23 protein-coding genes are annotated in these 20,008 nt (G+C 67.2%); 9 read left to right on the forward strand and 14 right to left on the reverse strand.

Translation table 11 applies throughout. The annotated features are described in order from the left end of the window. The first annotated feature begins 79 nt into the window (after nucleotides 1-79). Entirely contained in the window at nucleotides 80-988 is a 909-nt protein-coding gene (locus tag ACWGRX_RS19180; protein WP_452118849.1) for a LysR family transcriptional regulator, read from the forward strand. A gap of 87 nt (nucleotides 989-1,075) precedes the next feature. Here ACWGRX_RS19180 and ACWGRX_RS19185 read toward each other — a convergent pair whose 3' ends face one another. The 3 genes from ACWGRX_RS19185 to ACWGRX_RS19195 are packed head-to-tail and all read right to left on the reverse strand — an operon-like array spanning nucleotide 1,076 to nucleotide 2,451. Beyond that, nucleotides 1,076-1,261, reverse strand: a complete 186-nt coding sequence (locus tag ACWGRX_RS19185) for a hypothetical protein (RefSeq protein WP_452118850.1) — start codon at nucleotides 1,259-1,261, stop codon at nucleotides 1,076-1,078. A gap of 6 nt (nucleotides 1,262-1,267) precedes the next feature. After that, complete coding sequence (locus tag ACWGRX_RS19190) at nucleotides 1,268-1,873, reverse strand: flavin reductase family protein (RefSeq protein ID WP_452118851.1); 606 nt, start codon at nucleotides 1,871-1,873, stop codon at nucleotides 1,268-1,270. An 8-nt stretch (nucleotides 1,874-1,881) separates the two neighbouring features. Beyond that, the gene (locus ACWGRX_RS19195; RefSeq protein ID WP_452118852.1) at nucleotides 1,882-2,451 is read right to left on the reverse strand and encodes a nitroreductase family protein; all 570 of its coding nucleotides are present in this window, start codon (nucleotides 2,449-2,451) and stop codon (nucleotides 1,882-1,884) included. A 129-nt stretch (nucleotides 2,452-2,580) separates the two neighbouring features. Here ACWGRX_RS19195 and ACWGRX_RS19200 point away from each other — a divergent pair, with 129 nt between their 5' ends. Beyond that, nucleotides 2,581-3,504, forward strand: coding sequence for a hypothetical protein (locus ACWGRX_RS19200; protein ID WP_452118853.1), 924 nt, complete (start codon nucleotides 2,581-2,583; stop codon nucleotides 3,502-3,504). An 18-nt stretch (nucleotides 3,505-3,522) separates the two neighbouring features. Here the strand turns inward: ACWGRX_RS19200 and ACWGRX_RS19205 are convergent, their stop codons facing one another. The 6 genes from ACWGRX_RS19205 to yidD form a co-directional block, all read right to left on the reverse strand. Then, nucleotides 3,523-4,353 carry an SGNH/GDSL hydrolase family protein gene (locus ACWGRX_RS19205; RefSeq protein ID WP_452118854.1) on the reverse strand — a complete coding sequence of 277 codons (831 nt, stop codon included), beginning with the start codon at nucleotides 4,351-4,353 and terminating at the stop codon, nucleotides 3,523-3,525. Then, a complete protein-coding gene (locus ACWGRX_RS19210; RefSeq protein ID WP_452118855.1) occupies nucleotides 4,290-5,477 on the reverse strand; it encodes an OpgC family protein in 1,188 nt (395 codons plus the stop codon). Before ACWGRX_RS19210 ends, ACWGRX_RS19205 begins: the two co-directional genes overlap by 64 nt. 376 nt (nucleotides 5,478-5,853) lie before the next feature. Further along, the gene (locus ACWGRX_RS19215; protein WP_452118856.1) at nucleotides 5,854-6,477 is read right to left on the reverse strand and encodes a GDYXXLXY domain-containing protein; all 624 of its coding nucleotides are present in this window, start codon (nucleotides 6,475-6,477) and stop codon (nucleotides 5,854-5,856) included. Then, on the reverse strand, nucleotides 6,474-7,760 hold the full coding sequence (locus tag ACWGRX_RS19220) for a DUF2157 domain-containing protein (RefSeq protein WP_452118857.1): 1,287 nt from the start codon (nucleotides 7,758-7,760) through the stop codon (nucleotides 6,474-6,476). The genes ACWGRX_RS19215 and ACWGRX_RS19220 overlap by 4 nt, the downstream gene beginning before the upstream one ends. Before the next feature lie 283 nt (nucleotides 7,761-8,043). After that, nucleotides 8,044-10,041 carry a threonine--tRNA ligase gene (gene thrS / locus ACWGRX_RS19225; RefSeq protein WP_291647385.1) on the reverse strand — a complete coding sequence of 666 codons (1,998 nt, stop codon included), beginning with the start codon at nucleotides 10,039-10,041 and terminating at the stop codon, nucleotides 8,044-8,046. A 334-nt stretch (nucleotides 10,042-10,375) separates the two neighbouring features. Then, a complete protein-coding gene (yidD, locus tag ACWGRX_RS19230) occupies nucleotides 10,376-10,687 on the reverse strand; it encodes a membrane protein insertion efficiency factor YidD (RefSeq protein WP_291647386.1) in 312 nt (103 codons plus the stop codon). Nucleotides 10,688-10,793: 106 nt separating this feature from the next. Here yidD and ACWGRX_RS19235 point away from each other — a divergent pair, with 106 nt between their 5' ends. Further along, nucleotides 10,794-11,522 carry a phosphatase PAP2 family protein gene (locus tag ACWGRX_RS19235; RefSeq protein WP_452118858.1) on the forward strand — a complete coding sequence of 243 codons (729 nt, stop codon included), beginning with the start codon at nucleotides 10,794-10,796 and terminating at the stop codon, nucleotides 11,520-11,522. 5 nt (nucleotides 11,523-11,527) lie between these two features. On the opposite strand, the gene ACWGRX_RS19240 is transcribed toward ACWGRX_RS19235, so the two are convergent. Next, nucleotides 11,528-11,977 carry an iron-sulfur cluster assembly scaffold protein gene (locus tag ACWGRX_RS19240; RefSeq protein WP_291633088.1) on the reverse strand — a complete coding sequence of 150 codons (450 nt, stop codon included), beginning with the start codon at nucleotides 11,975-11,977 and terminating at the stop codon, nucleotides 11,528-11,530. Between the two features lie 162 nt (nucleotides 11,978-12,139). Here ACWGRX_RS19240 and folE point away from each other — a divergent pair, with 162 nt between their 5' ends. The 3 genes from folE (at nucleotide 12,140) to ACWGRX_RS19255 (ending at nucleotide 14,535) form a co-directional block, all read left to right on the forward strand. Then, nucleotides 12,140-12,781 (forward strand): GTP cyclohydrolase I FolE, encoded by a 642-nt coding sequence (folE, locus tag ACWGRX_RS19245; protein WP_291633086.1) that lies wholly within the window; start codon nucleotides 12,140-12,142, stop codon nucleotides 12,779-12,781. 192 nt (nucleotides 12,782-12,973) lie between these two features. Then, a complete protein-coding gene (gene hisI / locus ACWGRX_RS19250) occupies nucleotides 12,974-13,378 on the forward strand; it encodes a phosphoribosyl-AMP cyclohydrolase (protein ID WP_452118859.1) in 405 nt (134 codons plus the stop codon). Nucleotides 13,379-13,572: 194 nt separating this feature from the next. Next, a complete protein-coding gene (locus ACWGRX_RS19255; protein WP_452118860.1) occupies nucleotides 13,573-14,535 on the forward strand; it encodes a patatin-like phospholipase family protein in 963 nt (320 codons plus the stop codon). Between the two features lie 183 nt (nucleotides 14,536-14,718). Here ACWGRX_RS19255 and ACWGRX_RS19260 read toward each other — a convergent pair whose 3' ends face one another. Beyond that, the gene (locus ACWGRX_RS19260; RefSeq protein WP_291638507.1) at nucleotides 14,719-15,150 is read right to left on the reverse strand and encodes a CBS domain-containing protein; all 432 of its coding nucleotides are present in this window, start codon (nucleotides 15,148-15,150) and stop codon (nucleotides 14,719-14,721) included. 176 nt (nucleotides 15,151-15,326) lie between these two features. Then, nucleotides 15,327-16,148 (reverse strand): rhomboid family intramembrane serine protease, encoded by an 822-nt coding sequence (locus ACWGRX_RS19265; RefSeq protein WP_291647389.1) that lies wholly within the window; start codon nucleotides 16,146-16,148, stop codon nucleotides 15,327-15,329. A 388-nt stretch (nucleotides 16,149-16,536) separates the two neighbouring features. Here ACWGRX_RS19265 and ACWGRX_RS19270 point away from each other — a divergent pair, with 388 nt between their 5' ends. From ACWGRX_RS19270 to ACWGRX_RS19280, 3 genes are all read left to right on the forward strand, one after another. Next, on the forward strand, nucleotides 16,537-17,109 hold the full coding sequence (locus ACWGRX_RS19270; RefSeq protein ID WP_291638509.1) for a PAS domain-containing protein: 573 nt from the start codon (nucleotides 16,537-16,539) through the stop codon (nucleotides 17,107-17,109). 65 nt (nucleotides 17,110-17,174) lie between these two features. Then, nucleotides 17,175-17,789, forward strand: a complete 615-nt coding sequence (locus ACWGRX_RS19275) for a PilZ domain-containing protein (protein WP_291638510.1) — start codon at nucleotides 17,175-17,177, stop codon at nucleotides 17,787-17,789. A 392-nt stretch (nucleotides 17,790-18,181) separates the two neighbouring features. Then, a complete protein-coding gene (locus ACWGRX_RS19280) occupies nucleotides 18,182-18,814 on the forward strand; it encodes a transglutaminase-like cysteine peptidase (RefSeq protein ID WP_291638511.1) in 633 nt (210 codons plus the stop codon). A 203-nt stretch (nucleotides 18,815-19,017) separates the two neighbouring features. On the opposite strand, the gene ACWGRX_RS19285 is transcribed toward ACWGRX_RS19280, so the two are convergent. Together ACWGRX_RS19285 and ACWGRX_RS19290 are read right to left on the reverse strand one after the other, a co-directional pair. Then, nucleotides 19,018-19,548: a gamma carbonic anhydrase family protein gene (locus ACWGRX_RS19285; RefSeq protein ID WP_452118861.1), complete on the reverse strand. Its 531-nt coding sequence runs from the start codon at nucleotides 19,546-19,548 to the stop codon at nucleotides 19,018-19,020. Between the two features lie 55 nt (nucleotides 19,549-19,603). After that, nucleotides 19,604-19,933 (reverse strand): DUF6949 family protein, encoded by a 330-nt coding sequence (locus ACWGRX_RS19290; RefSeq protein ID WP_291647392.1) that lies wholly within the window; start codon nucleotides 19,931-19,933, stop codon nucleotides 19,604-19,606. Nucleotides 19,934-20,008 lie beyond the last annotated feature (75 nt).

A 20,008-nucleotide genomic window follows, 5' to 3' on the forward strand; every position in this document is an offset into this window, starting at 1 on the left:
CTCGTCTAGGGACAGCAACGACATGACGGAAATGATTTAATTTCTCGCCTTTCAGTGAACATGCTAATAAATCTCGGTCATGGATTTCGCCCCCGAGCTTTTGCGCGCCCTCGTCGCGGTCGAGGAGGCCGGCGGCTTCACCCGCGCCGCCGAGCGCCTGCATCTGACGCAATCGGCGGTCAGCCATCAGATCCGCCGGCTGGAGGAGCAGGTCGGCCGCCCGCTCTTCACCCGGACCACGCGCAAGCTGGCTCTGACCGAGGATGGCGAGGATTTCCTGCGCCATGCCAGGCAGATCCTGCAGGCCCATGCGGCCTTGGCGCAGCGCTTCCGGATCTCGGCGCTTGCGGGCTCGATCCGCTTCGGCGTGCCGGAGAACTTCCTCGGCGACGAGCTGCCGCAATTGCTGTGCCGCTTCGCCCGCGCCTTCCCGGCCGTGCGTCTCGAAGCCTCGGTCAGCGTCTGCCAGGATTTCAGCGCCAGGATCGAGAATGGCGAGCTCGACCTTGCGGTGGCGATGCGCCGGGCCGGCGAGAGCGGCGGAACGGTGCTGCGGCGGCAGCGCTTCGTCTGGGCCGCCTCCGATGACTTCGCCGTCCCGCCGGGCGCCTCGCTGCCGCTCGCGCTCTCGAACCCGCCCTGCCTGTGCCGCACGATCGCGATCGAGGCCCTCGCCGATACCGGCATCGAATGGCACACCGGCTTCACCTCTGCCAATCTGCACGGCTTGCGGGCGGCGATGCTGGCCGGGCTCGGCGCCTCGATCATCGCGCATGACGAGCTCGAGCCCGGCATGAGGGTGCTCGGGCCCGCCTATGGCCTGCCGCCCTTGCCGGACCTGGAATTCGCGCTGATCTGGTCGCCCGGCGGCAAGACGCCCTGCGCCCGCGAGCTCGGGCGGCTGATCATCGAAGCCACGCAAGGCAACGGTGGCGCGGTAGCGCGCCGGCTGCGTCAGCCCGCTGCACGGGCTGGCACGAGAGATTAAGCGAAGCCGCCAACCGATTCTGACGATTCAGGCTTTGGCGATTGCGACCCGGCCTTGCGGGCGGCGCCTCGCCCACATGGCAGGCCGTCACAGCGTCCTGATCTGGCGGCAGCTGCGCTGTCCCGAGGACAGGCAATCCTGCGCCTTGCGGCTCTCGTTGAGCTCGCGCAGCAGCCAGAAGCCGAGGCCGAGCAGGGCCAGTACCGCGACGATGGCGAGCAGGTTGACGGTCATCCGCCAGTCCGGGTCCTGCTCGTCATCGGGCGGCGGCATCCGCGTCTAGCCGCCGGGCGGACGCGCGATCGAGAACAGCTCGGTCACCTCGGCATAGTCGGCATAGCCGCAGCGCGCGATCGGGTTGGCGCCGGCGGTGTCGAAGCGGCCATCGCGGATATAGGCCTCGTCGATGAAGACGCCGACGACCTGGCCGAGCACCATCCAGCGCGGCACCTCCTGCCCGTCGAGATCGCGCAATTGCTGCACCGAGAGCAGCTTGCATTCGAGCGCGGCGGGGCTCGCCGCCACGCGCGGCGGCTTGACGAAGCGCGACGGCGCCATTGCGAGCCCGGCATGGGCGTATTCGCTCTCCCCGCGCGGCAGCGGCGCCGAGGTCAGGTTCATCTGCTCGGCGAGCGTCCTGGTAACGAGGCTGCAGGTGAACTCGCCGGTCTCCTCGATGAAGGCGACCGCGTCCTTCCGGTTCTCCGAGGAGAACATCACGATGTTGGGCCGCGAGGAGATCGCGTTGAAGAAGCTGTAGGGCGAGAGATTGACCTCGCCCTTGGCGCTCACCGCGCTGATCCAGCCGATCGGCCGGGGCGCCACGATCGCCTTGAACGGATCGTGCTTGAGGTCATGCGGCTCGCCGCTGCTCGAATAGATCATCGCCGCGCTCACTGCCCGTAATGGCTGACGATGGCGGCGAGATCCGGCCGCTCGCGATCGGCGGGCTTGGTGTCGGCGGTGCCGAGATGCACGAAGCCGGCGATGCGCTCGTCGGCGGCGAGGCCGAAGGCATCCAGCACGTCGCGGTCGAAGGCGAACCAGTTGGTCAGCCAGGAGCCGGAAAAGCCCATCGCCTCGGCGGCGACGAGCAAATTGAAGCAGACGGCGCCGGCCGAGAGCTCCTGTTCCCAGAGCGGGATCTTCTCATGCTGGCGGGCGCGCGACACCACGGCGATGACGACCGGCGCATAGGCGAGGCGCTTGGCCTCGAACGCGACCTTGTCCTCCGGTGCATCGGGATTGCGCTTGCGGAAGACCTCGCCGACCAGCGTGGCGGCCTTGGCCTTGGCCGCGCCCGAGAAGACGATGAAGCGCCAGGGCACGAGCTTGCCATGGTCGGGCACCCGCGCCGCGATGGTCAGGAGTTCGGAAAGCTGGCGCTCATCCGGGCCGGGCGCGGCCAGAAATTGCGGCGGAACCGAGCGGCGGAGCTTGAGCAGGGCGAGCGTGTCGGTCATGAACGATCCAGGCAGGAGAGGATGGCAGGGCGAACGCCGCTGGCGGCCGCTCCTGAGTTAAGGTTTTGCCATGATGAGGACAAGCGAGCCTGCTCCTACTCCGGCGCAAGGATGATGACGGCACGGCGCATGTTTCAAACCGAAGAGTTCAAGCTTGGCGGCGAGCGGGCCGCCCGCCGCTGCGCAGCCATCCTCCTGGCGGCTCTCGTCGCCATGCCCGCCCTGGCGCAGACGCAATCCCCTGCGCCGCCGGCCGCCGGCCCCGCCCCGGCCACGAACAGCTTCCTCGGCACGCGCACCGGTCAGGCGACGCTGGCGCTCGGCGCGCAATTCTCCGCCGATCGCAAGCCGATCCGCTCCGGCCTGGTCTGGCGCGTTCTCGTCGAGACCGCGGACGGAACGCCGCCGCGCATCGTAGCCCGCTCGAACGATGCCGAGCCGGTGTTCCAGCTCGAGCCCGGCGTCTATCTGCTGCACGCCGCCTATGGCTTCGCCAGCGGCACGCGGCGCGTCACGCTCGGCCCGCAAGGCCTGAGCGACAGGATCAGCATCAGCGCCGGCGCCCTCTCGCTGGCCGGCTCGATCGGCGAGACGCCGATCCCTCCGGCGCAGCTCACCTTCTCGGTTTTCGTGCCGCTGCAAGGAAATTCGGAAGGCCGCCTCGTCGTCGCCAACGCCAAGGCCGGCGAATTGATCCGGCTGCCCGAGGGCACCTACCACATCGTCTCGACCTATGGTGACTCGAACGCCATCCAGCGCGCCGATGTCCGCGTCGAAGCCGGCAAGGTGACGCAGGCGACCCTTCACCATCGGGCGGCGATGGTGACGCTCAAGCTCGTCGCCGGCCCCGGCGGCGAAGCCTTCGCCGGAACCGCCTTCAGCGTGCTCACCCCCGGCGGCGACATCATCCGGGAGGCGATCGGTGCCTTCCCGCAGGTCATCCTCGCCGAAGGCGACTATGTCCTGATCGCCCGGCAGGAGGGGCAGGTCTTCTCGCGCGACTTCAAGGTCGAGGCCGGCCGCGACCGCGACATCGAGGTGATCGCCCGCTGATCCGGGCGCTTCACGGCCTCAATTGGTCGGCTTGCCGTCGGATCGCGTCCCGGTCAGCGCCGCCGCGATCCCGTCGGCGAGGCGCACGGCGAGACAGCGATAGCCGGCATCGACGAGATGCAGATCGCCATCCATGCCGACCAGCTCCTCCGGCGTGAACTGCTTGCTGCGCGACCAGCTCCGCATCATGCCGTAGCGCGGAAACACCGAGACATTGTTCTCGGCGGCCGTCTTGGCGAGCACGGCCCGGTAGTCGTCATATTTCGGATAGCGGCCCTCGCGCGGCAGCCATTGCAGGTCCATCAGCACGAGATCGACGCCGGCGCCCTGTACCTGGCGGATACCCTTCTTCAGGATTTTCGCCAGTTTCTCCTCGCCGATATCGCGGATCGCGTCGTTCACCGCCGTCTGCCAGATCAGCAGCGAGGGCTTTTCGGCGATGACGTCGCTCTCCATGCGCAGCAACATGTCATAGGCGGATTGGCCGCCGACGCCCTTGTTGATCACCCTGATCTCGCGCCCCGGCAGGCGCCGGCGCAACTCGGCCTCGAGCACGGCCGGGTAACTGCTATTGGCCTCGCTCGCGCCGGAACCCGCTGTGGTCGAGGATCCCAAGGCGACGATGACGAGCTGATTGGTCTCGGTCAGGGCGCGCTTCGCGGCAGGCAGAACCGGCACAAAGGGGTGCTGGCTGGCGCCGGCCCGGCAGCGCACGTCATTGGCGGGGGCAAACGGCTTCGGCGCCGCGAGCACCGGCGCGCACGCCAATGCGAAGGCGACGGCGATCAGGCCGCGACAGGCTGCTCGCGAGGGGCGCCGGCGGCGCGAGCCGTAAGCGTCTTGTACCACGACAGAAACATTCCTAGCCCGGCCAGGATCGTAATCCCTGCGAGGTTGACAAGCAATTGCACCCACAGGGCGAAAGAGGTCTCGGCCAGGATGATCTGTCCGGCGATGGCGAGCACGATGCCGGCACAGAAGACTTCGAGGGAATGGCGCCCGATCACGGCAAGCCCGCCGCCGATCCGGCTGCGCAGCAGCGCCGAGCCCGGGCGCAGATAGCGCAGCACGAGCCAGACCAGGGCCAAGAGATGGACGAGCCGAACCGGCGCCAGGTTGGTCTTGTCGATGCCGATCTGCAATCCGTCGACCCATTCGCCGAGCATCGGCACGCCGGCGAGGAAGTTGCCGGAGGCAAGCTTCACCGAAGCGGCGAAAACCAGCACGCTAAGCGCCATCAGATCGATCAGGGCGAGCCGCGGCAGCCTCGCGCCGACCAGCGCCAGCCGGCCGAGAACGACTCCGAGCACGAAGGTCACCTGCCAGGCGAAGGGATTGAAGAACCAGCCGGCCTCACCGGGATGGTTCGGCAGGTTCCAGCCGAGATGTGTGGCGACCTGCCAGAGCGCGAGCGAAGCCAGCAGCGTCGGCAAGGGGCTGGTGCGCGCCGCGACATAGATCAGCGGAAACAGCGCCAGCAGCACGATGTAGAGCGGCAGGATGTCGAGATAATAGGGCTGGTAAGTCAGTCCGAGCGCGTTGATCACCGCAGCCGGCGTGTCGCTGAAGAAGGGCTGGATGTTGATCGCTTCCATGTAGAGCGAGTTCTGCGTGCGCACGATCGCAGTGGCGATGATGCCGCAGACCAGCACGAACAGCGCGAGATGGGCGATGTAGAGCGTCCAGATCCGGGCGCCGACCTTGAGCGCGCCGACGAGCATGCCGCGCTGGTCGATCAGTCGGCCATAGGCGAAGGCGGCCGAGACGCCGGCAAGCAGCACGAAGATGTCGGCGGCGTCGGAAAAACCGTAGTTATGCGGCATCCAGGCCGAGACGACATTGCCCGGCATGTGGTTGACGAAAATGATCAGCAGGATCAGGCCGCGAATGGCGTCGATGCGCAGATCGCGCCCGGGCAAGGCCGCTTCACGCGGCCCCTTCCCGAACAGCATCAGGCGCCAGAAACCGCTCACGTCACACCGCTCCGTCAAAAGGCTGAATCGGAAGGCCGCCAGCCTCTCGTTCATCTGACGTTCATCTTAACATTGTGTCACCGACAAGGCTCCGCCGGCGGCGATCACGACACTGTGCTCATAGGGATGAACGCGGCAGGCGCCGGTGCGTTCCGGCGGGCTCGGAGCCAGCCTGACACTTCGCTCAGCCCTCATCCTGAGGAGCCATACCGCCAGGGATGGCGTCTCGAAGGATGCTTCAGGAGGCTCCGGAACCACCTGGAACATCCTTCGAGACGCAGCCTTTTGGCTGCTCCTCAGGATGAGGGCTGCCCTTGTCGAACAGCCTCCCGGAGCCCGTCCAGGTCAGCTTGTTCCAACCCGATCCGACACGGCTCTAGTATGGCGGCTCCGCATGGACGAGCTTGCCGTCGATCAGCAGGCGCTTGATCGCGGCCTGGCCGGAGGCCGCGACGGCCGCGACGATCTCGATCCGCTTGCGCTCGGTCCGCTCGATCGCCTTGCCCGTGCCCTGCGGCACGAAATAGCTCTCCAGCCCATAGACGACCCGGATGGCACGAGTGCCCAGTTTGCAGTCCGGTTCGCCATCGGCGCCGGTCAGGCAGCTACTGGTCGAGGTGACGCGGCCTTCGATCACGCTCTCGCCGGGAGCCGCCGCCGGCTTGGTGAGATAGATGCCCTTGGCCTCGGCGAAACCGTCGGCACCCGGCGCGAGGCGGACATAGACCGTCTGATTGCGCTTCAGCGCCTTCTCGCCGTCGAGCGCTGCCGGATCGAGCGTGCTGATCTTGTAGCTCAGGATGACATAGTCGCCGCGGAACAGGTCGCGCGGATCGACCGGAGCCGTCGCCAGCCGGACCTCGGTACCCGAACGCAGGATGCGGGCGCGGGATTCGACCAGCAGCAGGATCAGCCCACCGAGGATCAGGATCGCGGCGAGCGCCCGCCAGAGCACCGGCAGGCGGCCGACGAGGTGGTCTGCGGCCGGAAGGCGGATCACGGCGAGGCCTCCATCGGCTTGGCGAATTTCGCCAGCAACCGTCTGGCGCCGCTGGCGAGCCCGATCAAGATCGCGCCGGCCGCGAGGAAGAACAGCGACTGGTCAAGCAATGTGCCGATCGTCTGCCAGAGCAGGATCAGGACGGCGATGGCGAACAGGGCGGAGCCGGCGATCGTCAGGCGGCGCACGCCCCCGCCCGCGCCGGCGAGGACGAGCGCGATCGCGATCACCAGGACGAGCGTCGCGATCGCGATCTTGCCGGCCAATGCGACGACGCCACCGCTCCAGAATACCACCGGCACCATCAGCGAAAGCAGCAGCGCCAACGCCAGCGGCCAGACGAAGCGGCGCTCGCGCCCGAGCAAGGCCAGCCCGGTCAGCGCCGGGACGGCCAGCGCATAGGCGAAATAGTTGAGCGACATCGCGGTGCCGGGCCGCGCCTGATGCATGTCGAGGATGCGGCCGAGCTCGAGATTGAGGATCAGCACCAGGCTGATCAGCCCCCAGGGCAGGCAGGCGGTCAAAAGCTCCGGCCCGCCCCGGTCGAGCGCGAAGGCGCCGAGCACGACGAACAGCACGGAGAGCGCCAGGCCATAGGCGAGAAGCCCGTAGTCGAAATGCATGAAGATGGTCTGGCCGGGCAGCGTGACGAACCAGAGCAGCGCCGCCAGCACGGCGATATGGTGGACGAGCCGGTTCCGCCTGTTCCAGGCCAGCCACAAGGCCGGCAGGAAGGCGAGCCAGAAGCCGTAGCCGATCTGGCCGTTGCTTTCGTCCCAGCGCCCACCAGCCCAGGCGCAGATCGCGATCAGGGCGATGACCAGCGCGCCGTTGGAGCGCAGCAGGAAGGCGGCGATCAGCGCGCCGACGGCGATCAGCAGGGCACCGCCCGGCCAGTCGGTCGGCAGATGATACATCTGCCCGACCAGCGCGACGCCGGCTGCGAAGATCAGCGTGCCGCAGGTCGCGGCGGCATCCGCGCCGCCGGTCGAGCCGCGGCTCTCCAGCCTGGCCGCGACGGCAAACGAGCCGGCGAGGCCGAGAAGGATCAGGCCGAGCTTCAGCAGCCGCGGCATCTCCTCCCAGTTCGCCGCGACGAAGGCGGAGACGCTGGCGGCGATCAGCAGGCCGCCGAACAGCCCGAGCAGGGCCGGAAGCCGGAAACCGCCCTCCTGTGTCAGCGAGCGGCGGATGGTGGTCGCGCTCTCGAGGCTGACAAGCCCCTCGCCCACCCAGCGGTTGAGATCGGCGTCGAGCCGCTTGCGATAGGAACCTGTCAACATCGCCGGCCATTTGGCATGGTCAGAGGTGGTTTGGCGAGGGCTGAGCAATTGCTCTCGCGCACGGCCGATCTGCGTCGCACCCGGAGTCCGAACAGGAACGCCGGAGCGGCATGATTCCGGAGCGAAATTCGCTCTGGCGGAGACGTCATTCCGGCCAAGCAGCGAAGCGGCGCTGCTCCGGAATCCATCGAAGGGCGCTGCGCTCTACGATGGATTGCGGCGTTCCGCTTCGCTCCAGCCGGAATGACGCTTAAAGGCGATCGCCTGACGGAAGGCGGCCTCGTCAGCCCGCCCGCGCCTTCTTCACCCTTGCGAGGTCCGGCGGCATCGCCTCCTCGCTCAGCGCCGCGATCACGGCCTCGAGACTCATCACCGTCTGGGCCTGGCTGCCGAGACGACGCACGGTCACCGTCTTCTCCTCGGCCTCGCGCTTGCCGACGGCGAGGATGACCGGGACCTTGGCCAGCGAGTGCTCGCGCACCTTGTAGCTGATCTTCTCGTTGCGCAGATCGGCGCGGGCGCGCAGCCCGGCCGAGAGCAGCGCCATGGTGACTTCCTCACCATAGGCGTCCGCCTCCGAGGTGATCGGCGCGACGACGATCTGTTCGGGCGCCAGCCAGAGCGGGAAATGCCCGGCATGATGCTCGATCAGGATGCCGGCGAAGCGCTCGAGCGAGCCGCAGATGGCGCGGTGCACCATCACCGGCTGCTTCTTCTCGCCGTCCGAGCCGATATAGAAGGCTCCGAAGCGTTCCGGCAGGTTGAAGTCGACCTGCGTCGTGCCGCACTGCCAGTCGCGGCCGATGGCGTCACGCAGCACATATTCGAACTTCGGCCCGTAGAAGGCGCCCTCGCCCGGATTGATCTCGGTCTTGATCCGGTTGCCGGACTGCGCCGCGATCGTCTCCAGCACCTTGTTCATGACGTCCTCGGCGTGATCCCAGGATTCGTCCGAACCGACGCGCTTCTCCGGCCGCGTCGAGAGCTTGATGACGAGGTCGTCGGTGAAGCCGAAATCCTCGTAGACCGAGAGGATCAGCTCGTTGATCTTCAGGCACTCGGCCGCGAGCTGCTCCTCGGTGCAGAAGATATGCGCATCGTCCTGGGTGAAGCCGCGCACGCGCATCAGCCCATGCAATGCGCCGGACGGCTCGTAGCGGTGGACATTGCCGAACTCGGCCAGCCGGATCGGCAGGTCGCGATAGCTCTTCAGCCCGTGCTTGAAGATCTGGACATGGCCCGGGCAGTTCATCGGCTTCAGGGCGAAGACCTTGTGGTCGCGCTCCTGGTCGGCCGGGTTCTCGAAGGCCGAGGCCGACTTCACCGCGAACATGTTGTCCTGGTACCAGCCCCAGTGGCCCGAGGTTTCCCAGAGCGACTTGTCGAGCACCTGCGGGGCGTTGACCTCCTCATAGTCGGCGGCGAGGCGCCGGCGCATATAGGTCAGGATCTCCTGGAACAGGCGCCAGCCCTTGGAGTGCCAGAAGACGACGCCCGGCCCCTCCTCCTGGAAGTGGAACAGGTCCATCTCGCGGCCGATGCGGCGATGGTCGCGCTTCTCCGCCTCCTCGATCTGCTTGAGATGGGCGTCGAGCTCCTCCTGCTTGGCGAAGGCCGTGCCGTAGAGCCGGGTCAGCATCGGGTTCTTGGAATCGCCGCGCCAATAGGCGCCGGCCACCTTCATCAGCTTGAAGGCGTTGCCGACCTTGCCGACCGAAGTCATGTGCGGGCCGCGGCAGAGGTCGATCCAGTCGCCCTGCGCGTACATCTTCAGCGTCTGGTCTTCCGGGATGGCGTCGACCAGCTCGACCTTGAAGGCCTCGCCCTTGTCGCGGAAGAACTGCTTCGCCCGGTCGCGGCTCCATTCCTCCTTGGTGAAGGGTTTGTCGCGCGCGATGATCTCGCGCATCTTCTTCTCGATCGGCGCGAAATCCTCCGGCGTGAACGGCTCGTTGCGGAAGAAATCGTAGAAGAAACCGTTCTCGATCACCGGGCCGATAGTGACCTGCGTGCCGGGATAGAGCTCCTGCACCGCCTCGGCGAGGACGTGGGCGCAATCATGCCGGATCAGCTCCAGCGCGCGCGGATCCTCGCGATTCAGGAACTCGATCCTGGCATCGGCGGCGATCGGGTCGGCGAGATCGACGATCGTACCGTCGAGAACCATGGCGACGGTGCGCTTCAGCAGCGAGGGGGAAATGCCGCCCGCGATCTCCTTGCCGGTGATGCCGGAGGGGAATTCGCGCTTGGCGCCGTCGGGAAAAGTCAGGGAGATCGTCATCGATCGCGCTCCTGCTCACTCGGGGATACGAGCCCCGTAAGTCAAGGCCGGCTGCCTTTGAAGGGCGCGGCCGGCAGCCGGATCGGCGCGCGCCGGCGAGGCCTATACGAGCGGGAGGGCGCAGGCAATCGCGGAATGGAGTGGCGGAGCGCCTGCTCAAGGACAGTTGCCCCCCGCGGCCCTCATCCTGAGGAGCGCTCGCAGAGCGAGTCTCTAAGGATGGCTCAGGAGGCGCCCGAGCTCTCTGGAACATCCTTCGAGACGCAGCCTATCGGCTGCTCCTCAGGATGAGGGCCTCAGGGCCATGTCAGGGCGCTTATTGCGCCGCACACCATCACTCCGGCTCGACCGGCGGCGCGTTGACGCCGCGCCAGCGGCCATAGGACCAGGGCTTGTACCAGGCGCTCCGGGGCGGCAGTTCCTCGCAGACGAGGTCGATGCCGGATGTGCCGAGCGGCGTGCAGCGGCAGATCCGCGCGAAACCGACCCAGCCGCCGCGCCAGAGCCCATGGCGCTGGATCGCCTCGTCGGTATAGCTTGAGCAGCTCGGCCAGTGCCGGCAACCCCGCCCGACCAGCATGGAAAAGCTGAGCTGATAGGCGCGGATCATGAGATGCGCACCCCGCCTCGGGGCCAGCGCGATCATGCGACGCCATGAAAGGCTTTTTTCAGCATGTTCAGGCAAGTATGACATGGCTTGATAGCACCGGCTTCATCGTCGGCCGATTCTGCCCTCCGTAATAGTGGACATGATGCGCGCTCGCTCCTTCGCAAACACCCTCGCCCTCTCCGGGCTGATGCTTGCCCTGGCCGCGGCCGTACCGGCGCAAGCCCAGCAGCGACCCTATCTGATCTGGCTCGACGCCGCCAAAATCGACGTCGCCAAGGTGATCGGCCTGCCGCCCGGCCAGAACACCCCCGAAGCCAAGGCCGAGTTCGAGGAGGTCCAGGCGATCTCCGGCGCCCGCACGCCGGAGCGCGAGAAGGCCGCCATCGCCGACCAGTACCAGACACTCAACGCATTCCTGAACGGCATCGACCACGCCTATGTCGAGAACACCCATCGCGAGGTGCGCCTCCTGATGCGCGAGGCGCAGATCGAGCTCAGCATCCTCCTGAGAAGCGTCAACCGCCTGACCAACCGCACCCGGCCCTTCCTGATGTGGAGCAAGGTCCGCATCAAGCCCTGCCCGGGCGGGCGCCCGAGCGGCACCTCCTTCCCCTCGGCCCATGCCGCGACCGCGGCCCTCTATGCGACCCTGCTCTCGGAAGCGGTGCCGGAGCTCGCGGACAGGTTCGAGGAGCGGGTGAAATCCTACAATGAGAGCCGGCTCGTCTGCGGCTTCCATTTCCGCAGCGACCTCGAGGCCGGCGACAAGATCGGCCGCGTCGTCGGCAAGGCCCTTCTCGCCGACCCGACCTTCCGCGTCCGCTACAACGAGACGCTGCCGGAGATCCGCCTCGCCTTCGGGCTCAAATAAGCGGCTCAACCCGTCGCCGTCTCGCCCCGCTTCGCCTCGATCTGGCCGATCGCATCGACCACCGCGTCGAAGGTCAGCATGGTCGAGGCATGGCGGGCCTTGAACTCGCGCACCGGCACCAGCACGGCAAGGTCGCCCCATTTGCCGTCCGGCGGCTCGGCGTTCTCCTTCAGGATCGCCCTCGCCCGCTCGCGGATCTCGCGCAGCTCAGCCGCCGTCGAGCCGACGACATGCCGGGCCATGATCGAGGAGGAAGCCTGGCCGAGCGCGCAGGCGCGCACATCATGCCCGAAGCCGGTGACGATATCGCCGGCCATGGTGAGATCGACCGTCACGGTCGAGCCGCACAGGCGCGAATGCGCCGTCGCGGTCGCGTCCGGTTCCGGCAGCCGCTCGAGCAGCGGAATGTTTCCTGCCAGTTCCAGGATACGCTTGTTATAGACTTCGTTCAGCATCGGCCGCCCCGGCCGGGTCTGGAGTTGCCGGCTTTCGCACCCAATATAGAGTGCCGGCGCTCTCTCCGGGAGGGCGCCCGGCATTTTGGACGAGCAGGGCGAACTTGTCTGTCACGCTGGCCCGCACGAGCAGGCCGGCTAAACCGTAACGGGAGGCTCCACATGGACAATGTGGTTAAGTCCTTGTCCGTAGAGCGGGCGATCAGCCCCTCCGCAGACAAGTTCATCATCACCCAGCCGACGCAGGCTCAGGTCGAGGAGGCGGTCCGCACCCTGATTCTCTGGGCGGGCGACGATCCGTCGCGGGAGGGACTTCTCGAGACCCCGGCCCGCGTCGCCAAGGCTTATCGCGAACTGTACAGGGGCTATGATCAGGACGCCGGCGAGATCCTCGACCGGGTCTTCGAGGAGGTCGACGGCTATCAGGACATGGTCCTGGTCCGCGACATCCCGTTCCATTCGCATTGCGAGCACCACATGGTGCCCTTCGTCGGCAAGGTCCATATCGGCTACTACCCGAATGGCGGCGTCGTCGGCCTGTCGAAGCTCGCCCGCGTCGTCGATGTCTTCGCAAGACGCCTGCAGACGCAGGAGACGATGACCGCCCAGATCGCCCATGCGATCGAGACGTCGCTGAAGCCCCATGGCGTCGCCGTCCTGGTCGAGGCCGAACATATGTGCATGTCGATGCGCGGCGTGCAGAAGCAGGGCTCCTCGACCCTGACGACGCAGTATACCGGCCGCTTCCGCGACGCCGCCGAACAGGTCCGCTTCTTCACCATGGTGAAGTCGCCGGGGCTTTGACCACTCCGCCATTCCGGGCAAGCGCAGCGCAGTCCCGGAATCCATCGTAGAGTGCCGCGGCCCTGCGATGGCTTCCGGATCGTCGCCGCAGAGCCTGTCCTTGGGCCGGCCAAAGGCCGGACCCGAGGGCGGCTCGTCCGGAATGACGACGAGGGCAGACAAGCGATACCAGCCCGTTCAGGAACTCCCAGCATGACCACCTTCCCCACCCTTTCCGACAAGCGGGCGATCGAGGAAGGCCCCGTGCTCGCGCCGAAATTCGATCGCGACGGCCTCGTCACCTGCATCGCGACCGACGCGAAGACCGGCGAATTGCTGATGGTCGCGCATATGAACGCGGAATCGCTGAAGCGCAGCATAGAGACCGGCGAGGCCTGGTACTGGTCGCGCTCGCGCGGCGAGCTCTGGCACAAGGGCGACACCTCGGGCCAGGTCCAGACCATCGTCGAGATGCGCGTCGACTGCGACCAGGACGCGCTCTGGATCAAGGTCGAGGTCGGCGGAGACGGCGGCTGCTGCCATACCCACCGGCGCAGTTGCTTCTACCGCAGCGTGCCGCTGCGCGATGCGGCCGGCGCAGCCCTGACCTTCGCCTGAGGCACGGCGTTGGCAGTCCTTAAACCAAGCTTTCATATTTATTTCAAAAGCGACCGGTAGCCGCCTCGCGCTCCAGGCGCATTCACCTGGCGCTCATCGGCCGGCGCGATTCTCTGGGTTCGCGGAGGACCGTGCCAATGAGACTGGATCAGATTGCCAGGCGCGCTTTCGGCTTGGGCGGCGGCGGAGCTGTGATGAACGATCTCACCATCCAAACCGGATCCCGCTGCGGGCGGCCGCGGGTCGGGCTGGCGCTCGGCGGCGGTGCCGCCCGCGGCTGGGCCCATATCGGCGTCCTCGAGGCCCTGGATGAGGCGGGCTATGCCCCCGACGTGATCGCCGGCACCTCGATCGGTGCGGTCGTCGGCGGCTGCTTCGCGGCCGGCAAGCTCGCGGAACTCACCGAATTCGCCCGCAGCCTGACCAAGCGGCGCGTCGTCGGCCTGATGGACTTCCATATCGGCGGCGCCGGGCTGATCGGCGGCGGCCGGCTGAAGCGGCTGCTGGAGCGCGATCTCGCCGGGCTACAGATCGCCGATCTCCCGCCGAAATTCGCCGCCATCGCGACCGAGCTCGGCACCGGCCACGAGATCTGGCTGACGCGCGGCTCGCTGGTCGATGCCCTGCGCGCCTCCTACGCGCTGCCCGGCGTGTTCGACCCGGTCAAGCTCGGTGGCCGCTGGCTGATGGACGGCGCCCTGGTCAATCCGGTCCCGGTCTCCGCAGCCCGGGCGCTCGGCGCCGATGTCGTGCTCTGCGTCAATCTGAACACCGACATGGCCGGGCGCGGCACCGTTATCCAGTCGCACGGTGCCGATCCCGACCCCGAGACCTTTGCCAGCGAGCCGGCGCCGGCGGTTTCCGGCTGGTTCGGCGGCGTGCGCGAGCGCGTGCGCGGCTTCACCGGCCGCAACAACGACCAGCCCGGTCTCGTCGGCGTGATGATCGACGCCTTCAACATCACCCAGGACCGGATCTCCCGCTCGCGTCTCGCCGGCGATCCGCCCGATGTGATGATCGGCCCGAAGCTCGGCCGTGTCGGCCTGTTCGATTTCCATCGTGCCGAAGAGGCGATCGCGCTCGGACGCCAGGCGACCGAGCGCGCGCTCGACGAGATCGCCGCCGTGATCGCGGCGAACCGGGTGCCGCTTTCCTGAGGCTTCACAGCCAAGGCGCTGTCTCAATGTCATCCCGGACGCAGCGAAGCGGAGATCCGGGATCCACTCCGGAGCCTTTCCGATCAAAGTTCGGGCATGGGTCCCGGGTCTCCCTACGGTCGCCCGGGACGACCCACGGCGGCAGCGATCAGGAGCCTTCGATCAGAAGGGGAGCCGCGCACCTCAGGCCATGGCGATATAGTCGCGCATCGCCTTGCTCTCGGCCTCGATCTCGGCGACGCGGTGCTTGACGACGTCGCCGATCGAGACAATCCCGGCGATGCGCCCATCCTCCACCACCGGCACATGCCGGAAACGGCCGGAGGTCATGATCTCCATCAATTCGTCGATGCTGGTCTCCAGCCGGCAGGTCACCACCTTGGCCGTCATCGCCCGCGACACCGGGCTCGACAGAGCATCGACGCCGCTCGCGCCGAGCGCCTTGATGATATCGCGCTCCGAGAGGATGCCGAGCAGGCTGCCATCGGCCCCGGTCACGACCACGGCGCCGATGCGCTTTTCGGCGAGCGTGCCGGCAGCTTCGCCCAGCGTGCGATGCGGCTGCAGCGCGACGACTTCGTGACCCTTGTTTCCGAGGATATGAGCGACGTTCATCGAGTATTCCTCCGACGATAGGCGCCGCAAAGGGCGCGTAGGCCACTGGAACCACTGCAACGCCGCCAGCCGACAGGTCGCCCCCATCTGCGATCCGGCGTTACGCTGGACTGGTTCGAATGTGGGCGAACTCTGCGGCGACGGCAAGGCGGTCCTGTGCGGTCCCGCTGCCGGCCTCAGCGCCGGCGGATCGGCCCGCGATCGAGCAAGGGGAAGAGCAGCAATCCGGCGACGAAGCCGCCGATATGCGCCTCCCAGGCGATGCTGGTCTCCTCCCCGAGGATCGGCACCAGCCCGGCGCCGAACAGGATGTTGGTGACGAACCAGATCACGATGAACAGGAGCGCCCGCGAATTGCGCCACAGGCTGCCGAGCGGCTCGGCCGGGATCGCCCGCACCGCCTCGTCATGGCCGAGTCCGCCGAAATGCACGCCCGGCGAGAAGACGAAGCGGATCGCCGCCGCCGTCGCCCCCGAGACGCCGGCCGAGATGCCGACCAGCGGCAGCACGTCGAGCTCGCGCGACCACCAGTGCAGCAAGGCTCCGGCGATTGTCGAAAGCGCCATCAGATTGAGGAAGCGCGCGGTCCCGAGGCGCCTTGCCACCGGGCTGCCGAAGGCGGCGAGCCAGACCACGTTCGAGACCAGGTGCAGCCAGGATCCGTGCAGCAGACCATAGCTCACCAGCGTCCACAGACGCGGGCCACCATCGGCCAGGAGCAACCTGATCAATTGCAGACGCTGGCCGAATTCGGTGCTGCCGGAGGTACCGAGCGACTGTACCAGCTCGTTCAGCCGCTCCGGCTCGAGCCATAAGCTCAGCCGCGCCGGGACGAAGGCGAGCCAGGACATCACGACGAAATCGTCATAGGCGTCGAGGAATTCGCGCGCGCCCTGGACCAGAACCAGCGCCGCGATCAGCCAGACCACGGCGGCGGGCAGGTTGAGGATGGGCTCGCGCGGAGGGAGCCGGAGGCGATCGTCTGGGTTCGCGGACATGGGTCCTTCACTGGCTCAAGCTGGCGCGCCAGACAATCGCAAAGGCGGGAAAAGGAAAAGGGGAGCGCGCGAGCCCTCCCCTTCCCGCCCCCTTGGCCGGTCGCGTCCCCACGCCACCCTTCGAGCCGGATGCCGGCACGCAGCGCGCGACGGCAAATTCCGCAGGCCGAATAGATCGCATTTTAAGCGGTTATCCACAATCCTAACGATTTGTTAACCCTAACAACCCCCTGCCGGCCGATCTCGGCACGCCGCCATGGCATCCCGGCACGCACTCTGCGTCCCTCGCTCAGCCAAGGACTCAAACGTCCCCGATTCGCACGGATGCGCCCCGGTTTGGAACGCATCCGCCACAGATCGAAGGGCGAGGCCCCGATTGGACCATGCTATGAAGAACCCCAGCACCCGTCTGGTTTTTAACTATTGGGACGAGCTGCGCGGCGAGCGCAACGCCCCGGAACGCGGCGAGATCGAGCCCGGTGCGCTGCGCCACGCGCTGGCCGACACCTTCGTTCTCGAGAACGAGCCGATCGGCCCGGTCTTCCGGCTCGCCGGTACGAGGCTCTGCGCCCTGTTCGGCCGCGAGCAGCGCGGCCGCGCCTTCGCCGCGCTCTGGCCCGGTGTCGAGGCCCAGGGGGAGATGCGCCGGCTGGTCCAGACCGTGATGGATGAAACCGCCGGTGCGGTCGCCGGCCTGTCCGCCGAAACCATCTCCGGCGCGAGCGTGCATCTCGAGCTGCTCCTGCTGCCGCTGCGCTATCGTGGCCGCACCCATGCCCGCGTTCTCGGCGCCCTCTCCCCGGCGGTGACGCCGGAATGGCTCGGGCTCGACACCCTCGACTCGATGCGGATGATCTCGCTCAGGATGATCTGGCCCGGAACCCCTTCTCCTCGCCAGATCGAGACGCCGGCTTCCGACAAACGGCCGAAATTGCTGCTCCTGCCCGGCGGCCGCGCCTGAAAAGGCTAACCAACTCTTAACCAGCGTCACCCTAGGGTAACTCCGGTTAAGAACCGGAACCTGCCATGCTGACCGCGCCGAACAATCAGAGGAGAGCGGCGGCGCCTGTCGAGCGCAGGCGCCATCAGCGCATGAAGGTCGTGCTTCTCGGCCGCTATATGCTGCCGAACCGCATGGAATACCCCTGCCAGACCACCGACATCTCGCCCGGCGGCCTGCGCGTCATCGCGCCGGCGAAGCCTTCGGCCGGCGACCGCGTCATCATCTATCTGGAACATCTCGGCCGCGTCGAGGGCTTCGCCGTCCGCAATACGCCGGACGGTTTCGCGATGACCATCACCGCGACGAGCCGCAAGCGCGAGAAGTTCACGGCGCAGCTGACCTGGCTCGCCAACCGCGACGAGTTGGGCCTGCCCGAGGATCGTCGCCATGAACGCGTCGTGCCGCGCAATCCGCGCTGCGTCGTGACGCTGGAGGACGGCACCGAGCATTCCGTGCGGCTGATCGACTTCTCGCTCTCCGGCGCCGCTTTCGCCACCGACCACCAGCTGCCGATGGGCACCCCCGTGCGCCTCGGCAACACTCCCGCCAGGATCGTGCGGCGCTTCGACGGCGGCTATGCCGCCGAGTTCCGGATGCCCCTCTCCGCCGATCTGCTCGACGAGAATCTCGAGCTCTGAGCCGGCCGCGGCCCGGAAAGGGCCGCAACGCTCCGAACATCCCCACCGACAGGGCGTCCGATCGCCCCGGCAACGCCCCGCCAGCACGCCCGGCGCTCCGCCCGCGCGCTCTTCCCGCGCTACGCCCGAGCGGCCGAAGCCCGGCCGCCGAGCCTCCCCCCGCTGCGTTCCCGATCATGTCCGCCGTGGCGGCCTTGCTCCGGCACGGCACGCGGCTGGTTAACAAATCCTTGCGCGAGCGCTCAAAATTATTACAATGAGATTTATACTTGGTTTGTACTGAATTCGATGCTCGGCGCAAAAGCCGATTTAGATAAAATTGCTCGCTTTCACTTCAAGCGATCTGGATAGCCGCAAGTCAAAGTCATCCCCGGGACAGGAAAGGGGACGACATGTTTTCGAAGGTTCGGGGATTTAACAGCTGCCTGCTCGCCGCCGCGATCGGTCTGGCCGCCACCACGGCACAGGCTCAGTCGCAGAGCGCGGGCTTGCCGGTCGCCAGCGCGCCGATCATCGCCAATGGCGATGCCCGTGCGCCCTATGCCTGGACGGATTTCTGCAAGCGCACCCCGTCGGAATGCGCCGTGAACACGCAGGAAGACGACACGGTCGAGCTGACGCCGAAACTCTGGAAGATCGTCGTCGCCACCAATCTCAAGGCCAATCGCGAGATCGAGGCGATCACCGACCAGGATCACTGGGGCGTGGTCGACCGCTGGGACATTCCGACCGACGGCAAGGGCGACTGCGAGGATTATGTGCTCTTGAAGCGCAAGCGCCTCGCCGAGGCCGGCATCCCGCGCCGGGCCATGCGCGTCACCGTGGTGATCGACGAGGACAATGCCGGGCATGCGGTGCTGATGATCCGCACCGATCGCGGCGACCTCATCCTCGACAACAAGCGCAACGCGATCCTGCCCTGGAGCCAGACCGGCTACACCTATGTGAAGCGCGAGTCGCAGGCCCGCGTCGGCTGGACCTCGCTCGGCGGCCTGTCGACGCCGACGGTGGCGTCGCTGCGCTGAACTGGACCGGATCTGCGCCGGACGGGGACTCCGGCGCGATCGAGAACAATGGCAGCGACGGACGCGCATAGCGCTGACGCCCTGCCGGATCGATGGCGCGACCCGGTCACGTCCCCACCCACCCGTCCCCGACCGGGCGACGTCTAGGGCCGGCCCCCTTCCCCGGGGGGCCGGCCCGCTTCGTTTTCGGATGGGCGGCGGTCTCAGCCGATCTGCTTCAGCCCGGCGGCGAAGCGCTTCCAGTTCGCGACATAGCCGGCGGCCGAATCGCCCAGATCCGCGGCGGCAGCCTCGTCGAGCGAGCGCAGCGCGCGGGCCGGCGAGCCGACGATCAGCGAATTGTCGGGAAACTCCTTGCCCTCGGTCACCAGCGCATTGGCGCCGACCAGGCAGTTGCGGCCGATCTTTGCGCCGTTGAGGATGGTCGCGCCCATGCCGACCAGGCTGTTCTCGCCGATCGTGCAGCCATGCAGGATGGCGCGGTGGCCGATGGTGCAGCCGGCGCCGATGCTGAGCGGCGAGCCCATATCGGTGTGCAGCACGCAGCCTTCCTGGATGTTGCTGCGCTCGCCGATCTCGATCCACTCATTATCGCCGCGCAGCACCGCACCGAACCAGATCCCGACCTCCCGGCCGATTCGGACGCGGCCGATCACATGGGCGTCGGGAGCCAGCCACCATTCGCCTTCCGGCGGTGTCTCCGGCTGGGTCCCATCGAGCGAATAAAGCGGCATCGGCATGATCCTCGTTTGGCGGAAGCCGAGGATTGCAGGGCCCGCGCCCCCGCCGTCAAGCCGCGCCGAGCAGCAGCAGCAGGTCGAGCACGACGCGGCCGCTGATCAGGCTCCACAGCGAGGCGATCATGCTCGCCGCCATCACGAAGAAGAAGGGACGTCCTTCGAGGCGCCGGCCGATCACCGTATTGCGAATGATCAGGAAGGGCGCGCTGAAGACGACGACCGGAACGCTCGCCACCGCCCTCACCCCGCCGGTCTCGAGCAATTCGAAGCCGGCGCGACGCTGCGTGAACAACTCGAAGGCGCTGGCCAGCAGCCCGGCGAAGGCGAAGCCGACGAACAGCGATTTCAGCGCCTCCACGGCGGCAGGTTCGAGCGACACGGGAACACGGGCCTCACGCGACTGGCGATGCCGGAGCATGACGCAAGCCGGCCGGAGCGGAAAGCAGCTTCGTAA

Source organism: Allobosea sp. NPDC055594 (assembly GCF_053618995.1).

What these genes read in the sequence shown, in the direction of transcription:
- ACWGRX_RS19220 (WP_452118857.1), bottom strand. Translation starts at nt 7,760, where the DNA reads ATGTTGACAGGTTCCTATCGCAAGCGGCTCGACGCCGATCTCAACCGC.
- ACWGRX_RS19280 (WP_291638511.1), top strand. Translation starts at nt 18,182, where the DNA reads ATGTTTTCGAAGGTTCGGGGATTTAACAGCTGCCTGCTCGCCGCCGCG.
- ACWGRX_RS19235 (WP_452118858.1), top strand. Translation starts at nt 10,794, where the DNA reads ATGCGCGCTCGCTCCTTCGCAAACACCCTCGCCCTCTCCGGGCTGATG.
- thrS (WP_291647385.1), bottom strand. Translation starts at nt 10,041, where the DNA reads ATGACGATCTCCCTGACTTTTCCCGACGGCGCCAAGCGCGAATTCCCC.
- ACWGRX_RS19240 (WP_291633088.1), bottom strand. Translation starts at nt 11,977, where the DNA reads ATGCTGAACGAAGTCTATAACAAGCGTATCCTGGAACTGGCAGGAAAC.
- ACWGRX_RS19260 (WP_291638507.1), bottom strand. Translation starts at nt 15,150, where the DNA reads ATGAACGTCGCTCATATCCTCGGAAACAAGGGTCACGAAGTCGTCGCG.
- hisI (WP_452118859.1), top strand. Translation starts at nt 12,974, where the DNA reads ATGACCACCTTCCCCACCCTTTCCGACAAGCGGGCGATCGAGGAAGGC.
- yidD (WP_291647386.1), bottom strand. Translation starts at nt 10,687, where the DNA reads ATGATCGCGCTGGCCCCGAGGCGGGGTGCGCATCTCATGATCCGCGCC.
- ACWGRX_RS19270 (WP_291638509.1), top strand. Translation starts at nt 16,537, where the DNA reads ATGAAGAACCCCAGCACCCGTCTGGTTTTTAACTATTGGGACGAGCTG.
- ACWGRX_RS19275 (WP_291638510.1), top strand. Translation starts at nt 17,175, where the DNA reads ATGCTGACCGCGCCGAACAATCAGAGGAGAGCGGCGGCGCCTGTCGAG.
- ACWGRX_RS19265 (WP_291647389.1), bottom strand. Translation starts at nt 16,148, where the DNA reads ATGTCCGCGAACCCAGACGATCGCCTCCGGCTCCCTCCGCGCGAGCCC.
- ACWGRX_RS19255 (WP_452118860.1), top strand. Translation starts at nt 13,573, where the DNA reads ATGAACGATCTCACCATCCAAACCGGATCCCGCTGCGGGCGGCCGCGG.
- folE (WP_291633086.1), top strand. Translation starts at nt 12,140, where the DNA reads ATGGACAATGTGGTTAAGTCCTTGTCCGTAGAGCGGGCGATCAGCCCC.
- ACWGRX_RS19180 (WP_452118849.1), top strand. Translation starts at nt 80, where the DNA reads ATGGATTTCGCCCCCGAGCTTTTGCGCGCCCTCGTCGCGGTCGAGGAG.
- ACWGRX_RS19185 (WP_452118850.1), bottom strand. Translation starts at nt 1,261, where the DNA reads ATGCCGCCGCCCGATGACGAGCAGGACCCGGACTGGCGGATGACCGTC.
- ACWGRX_RS19195 (WP_452118852.1), bottom strand. Translation starts at nt 2,451, where the DNA reads ATGACCGACACGCTCGCCCTGCTCAAGCTCCGCCGCTCGGTTCCGCCG.
- ACWGRX_RS19200 (WP_452118853.1), top strand. Translation starts at nt 2,581, where the DNA reads ATGTTTCAAACCGAAGAGTTCAAGCTTGGCGGCGAGCGGGCCGCCCGC.
- ACWGRX_RS19285 (WP_452118861.1), bottom strand. Translation starts at nt 19,548, where the DNA reads ATGCCGCTTTATTCGCTCGATGGGACCCAGCCGGAGACACCGCCGGAA.
- ACWGRX_RS19190 (WP_452118851.1), bottom strand. Translation starts at nt 1,873, where the DNA reads ATGATCTATTCGAGCAGCGGCGAGCCGCATGACCTCAAGCACGATCCG.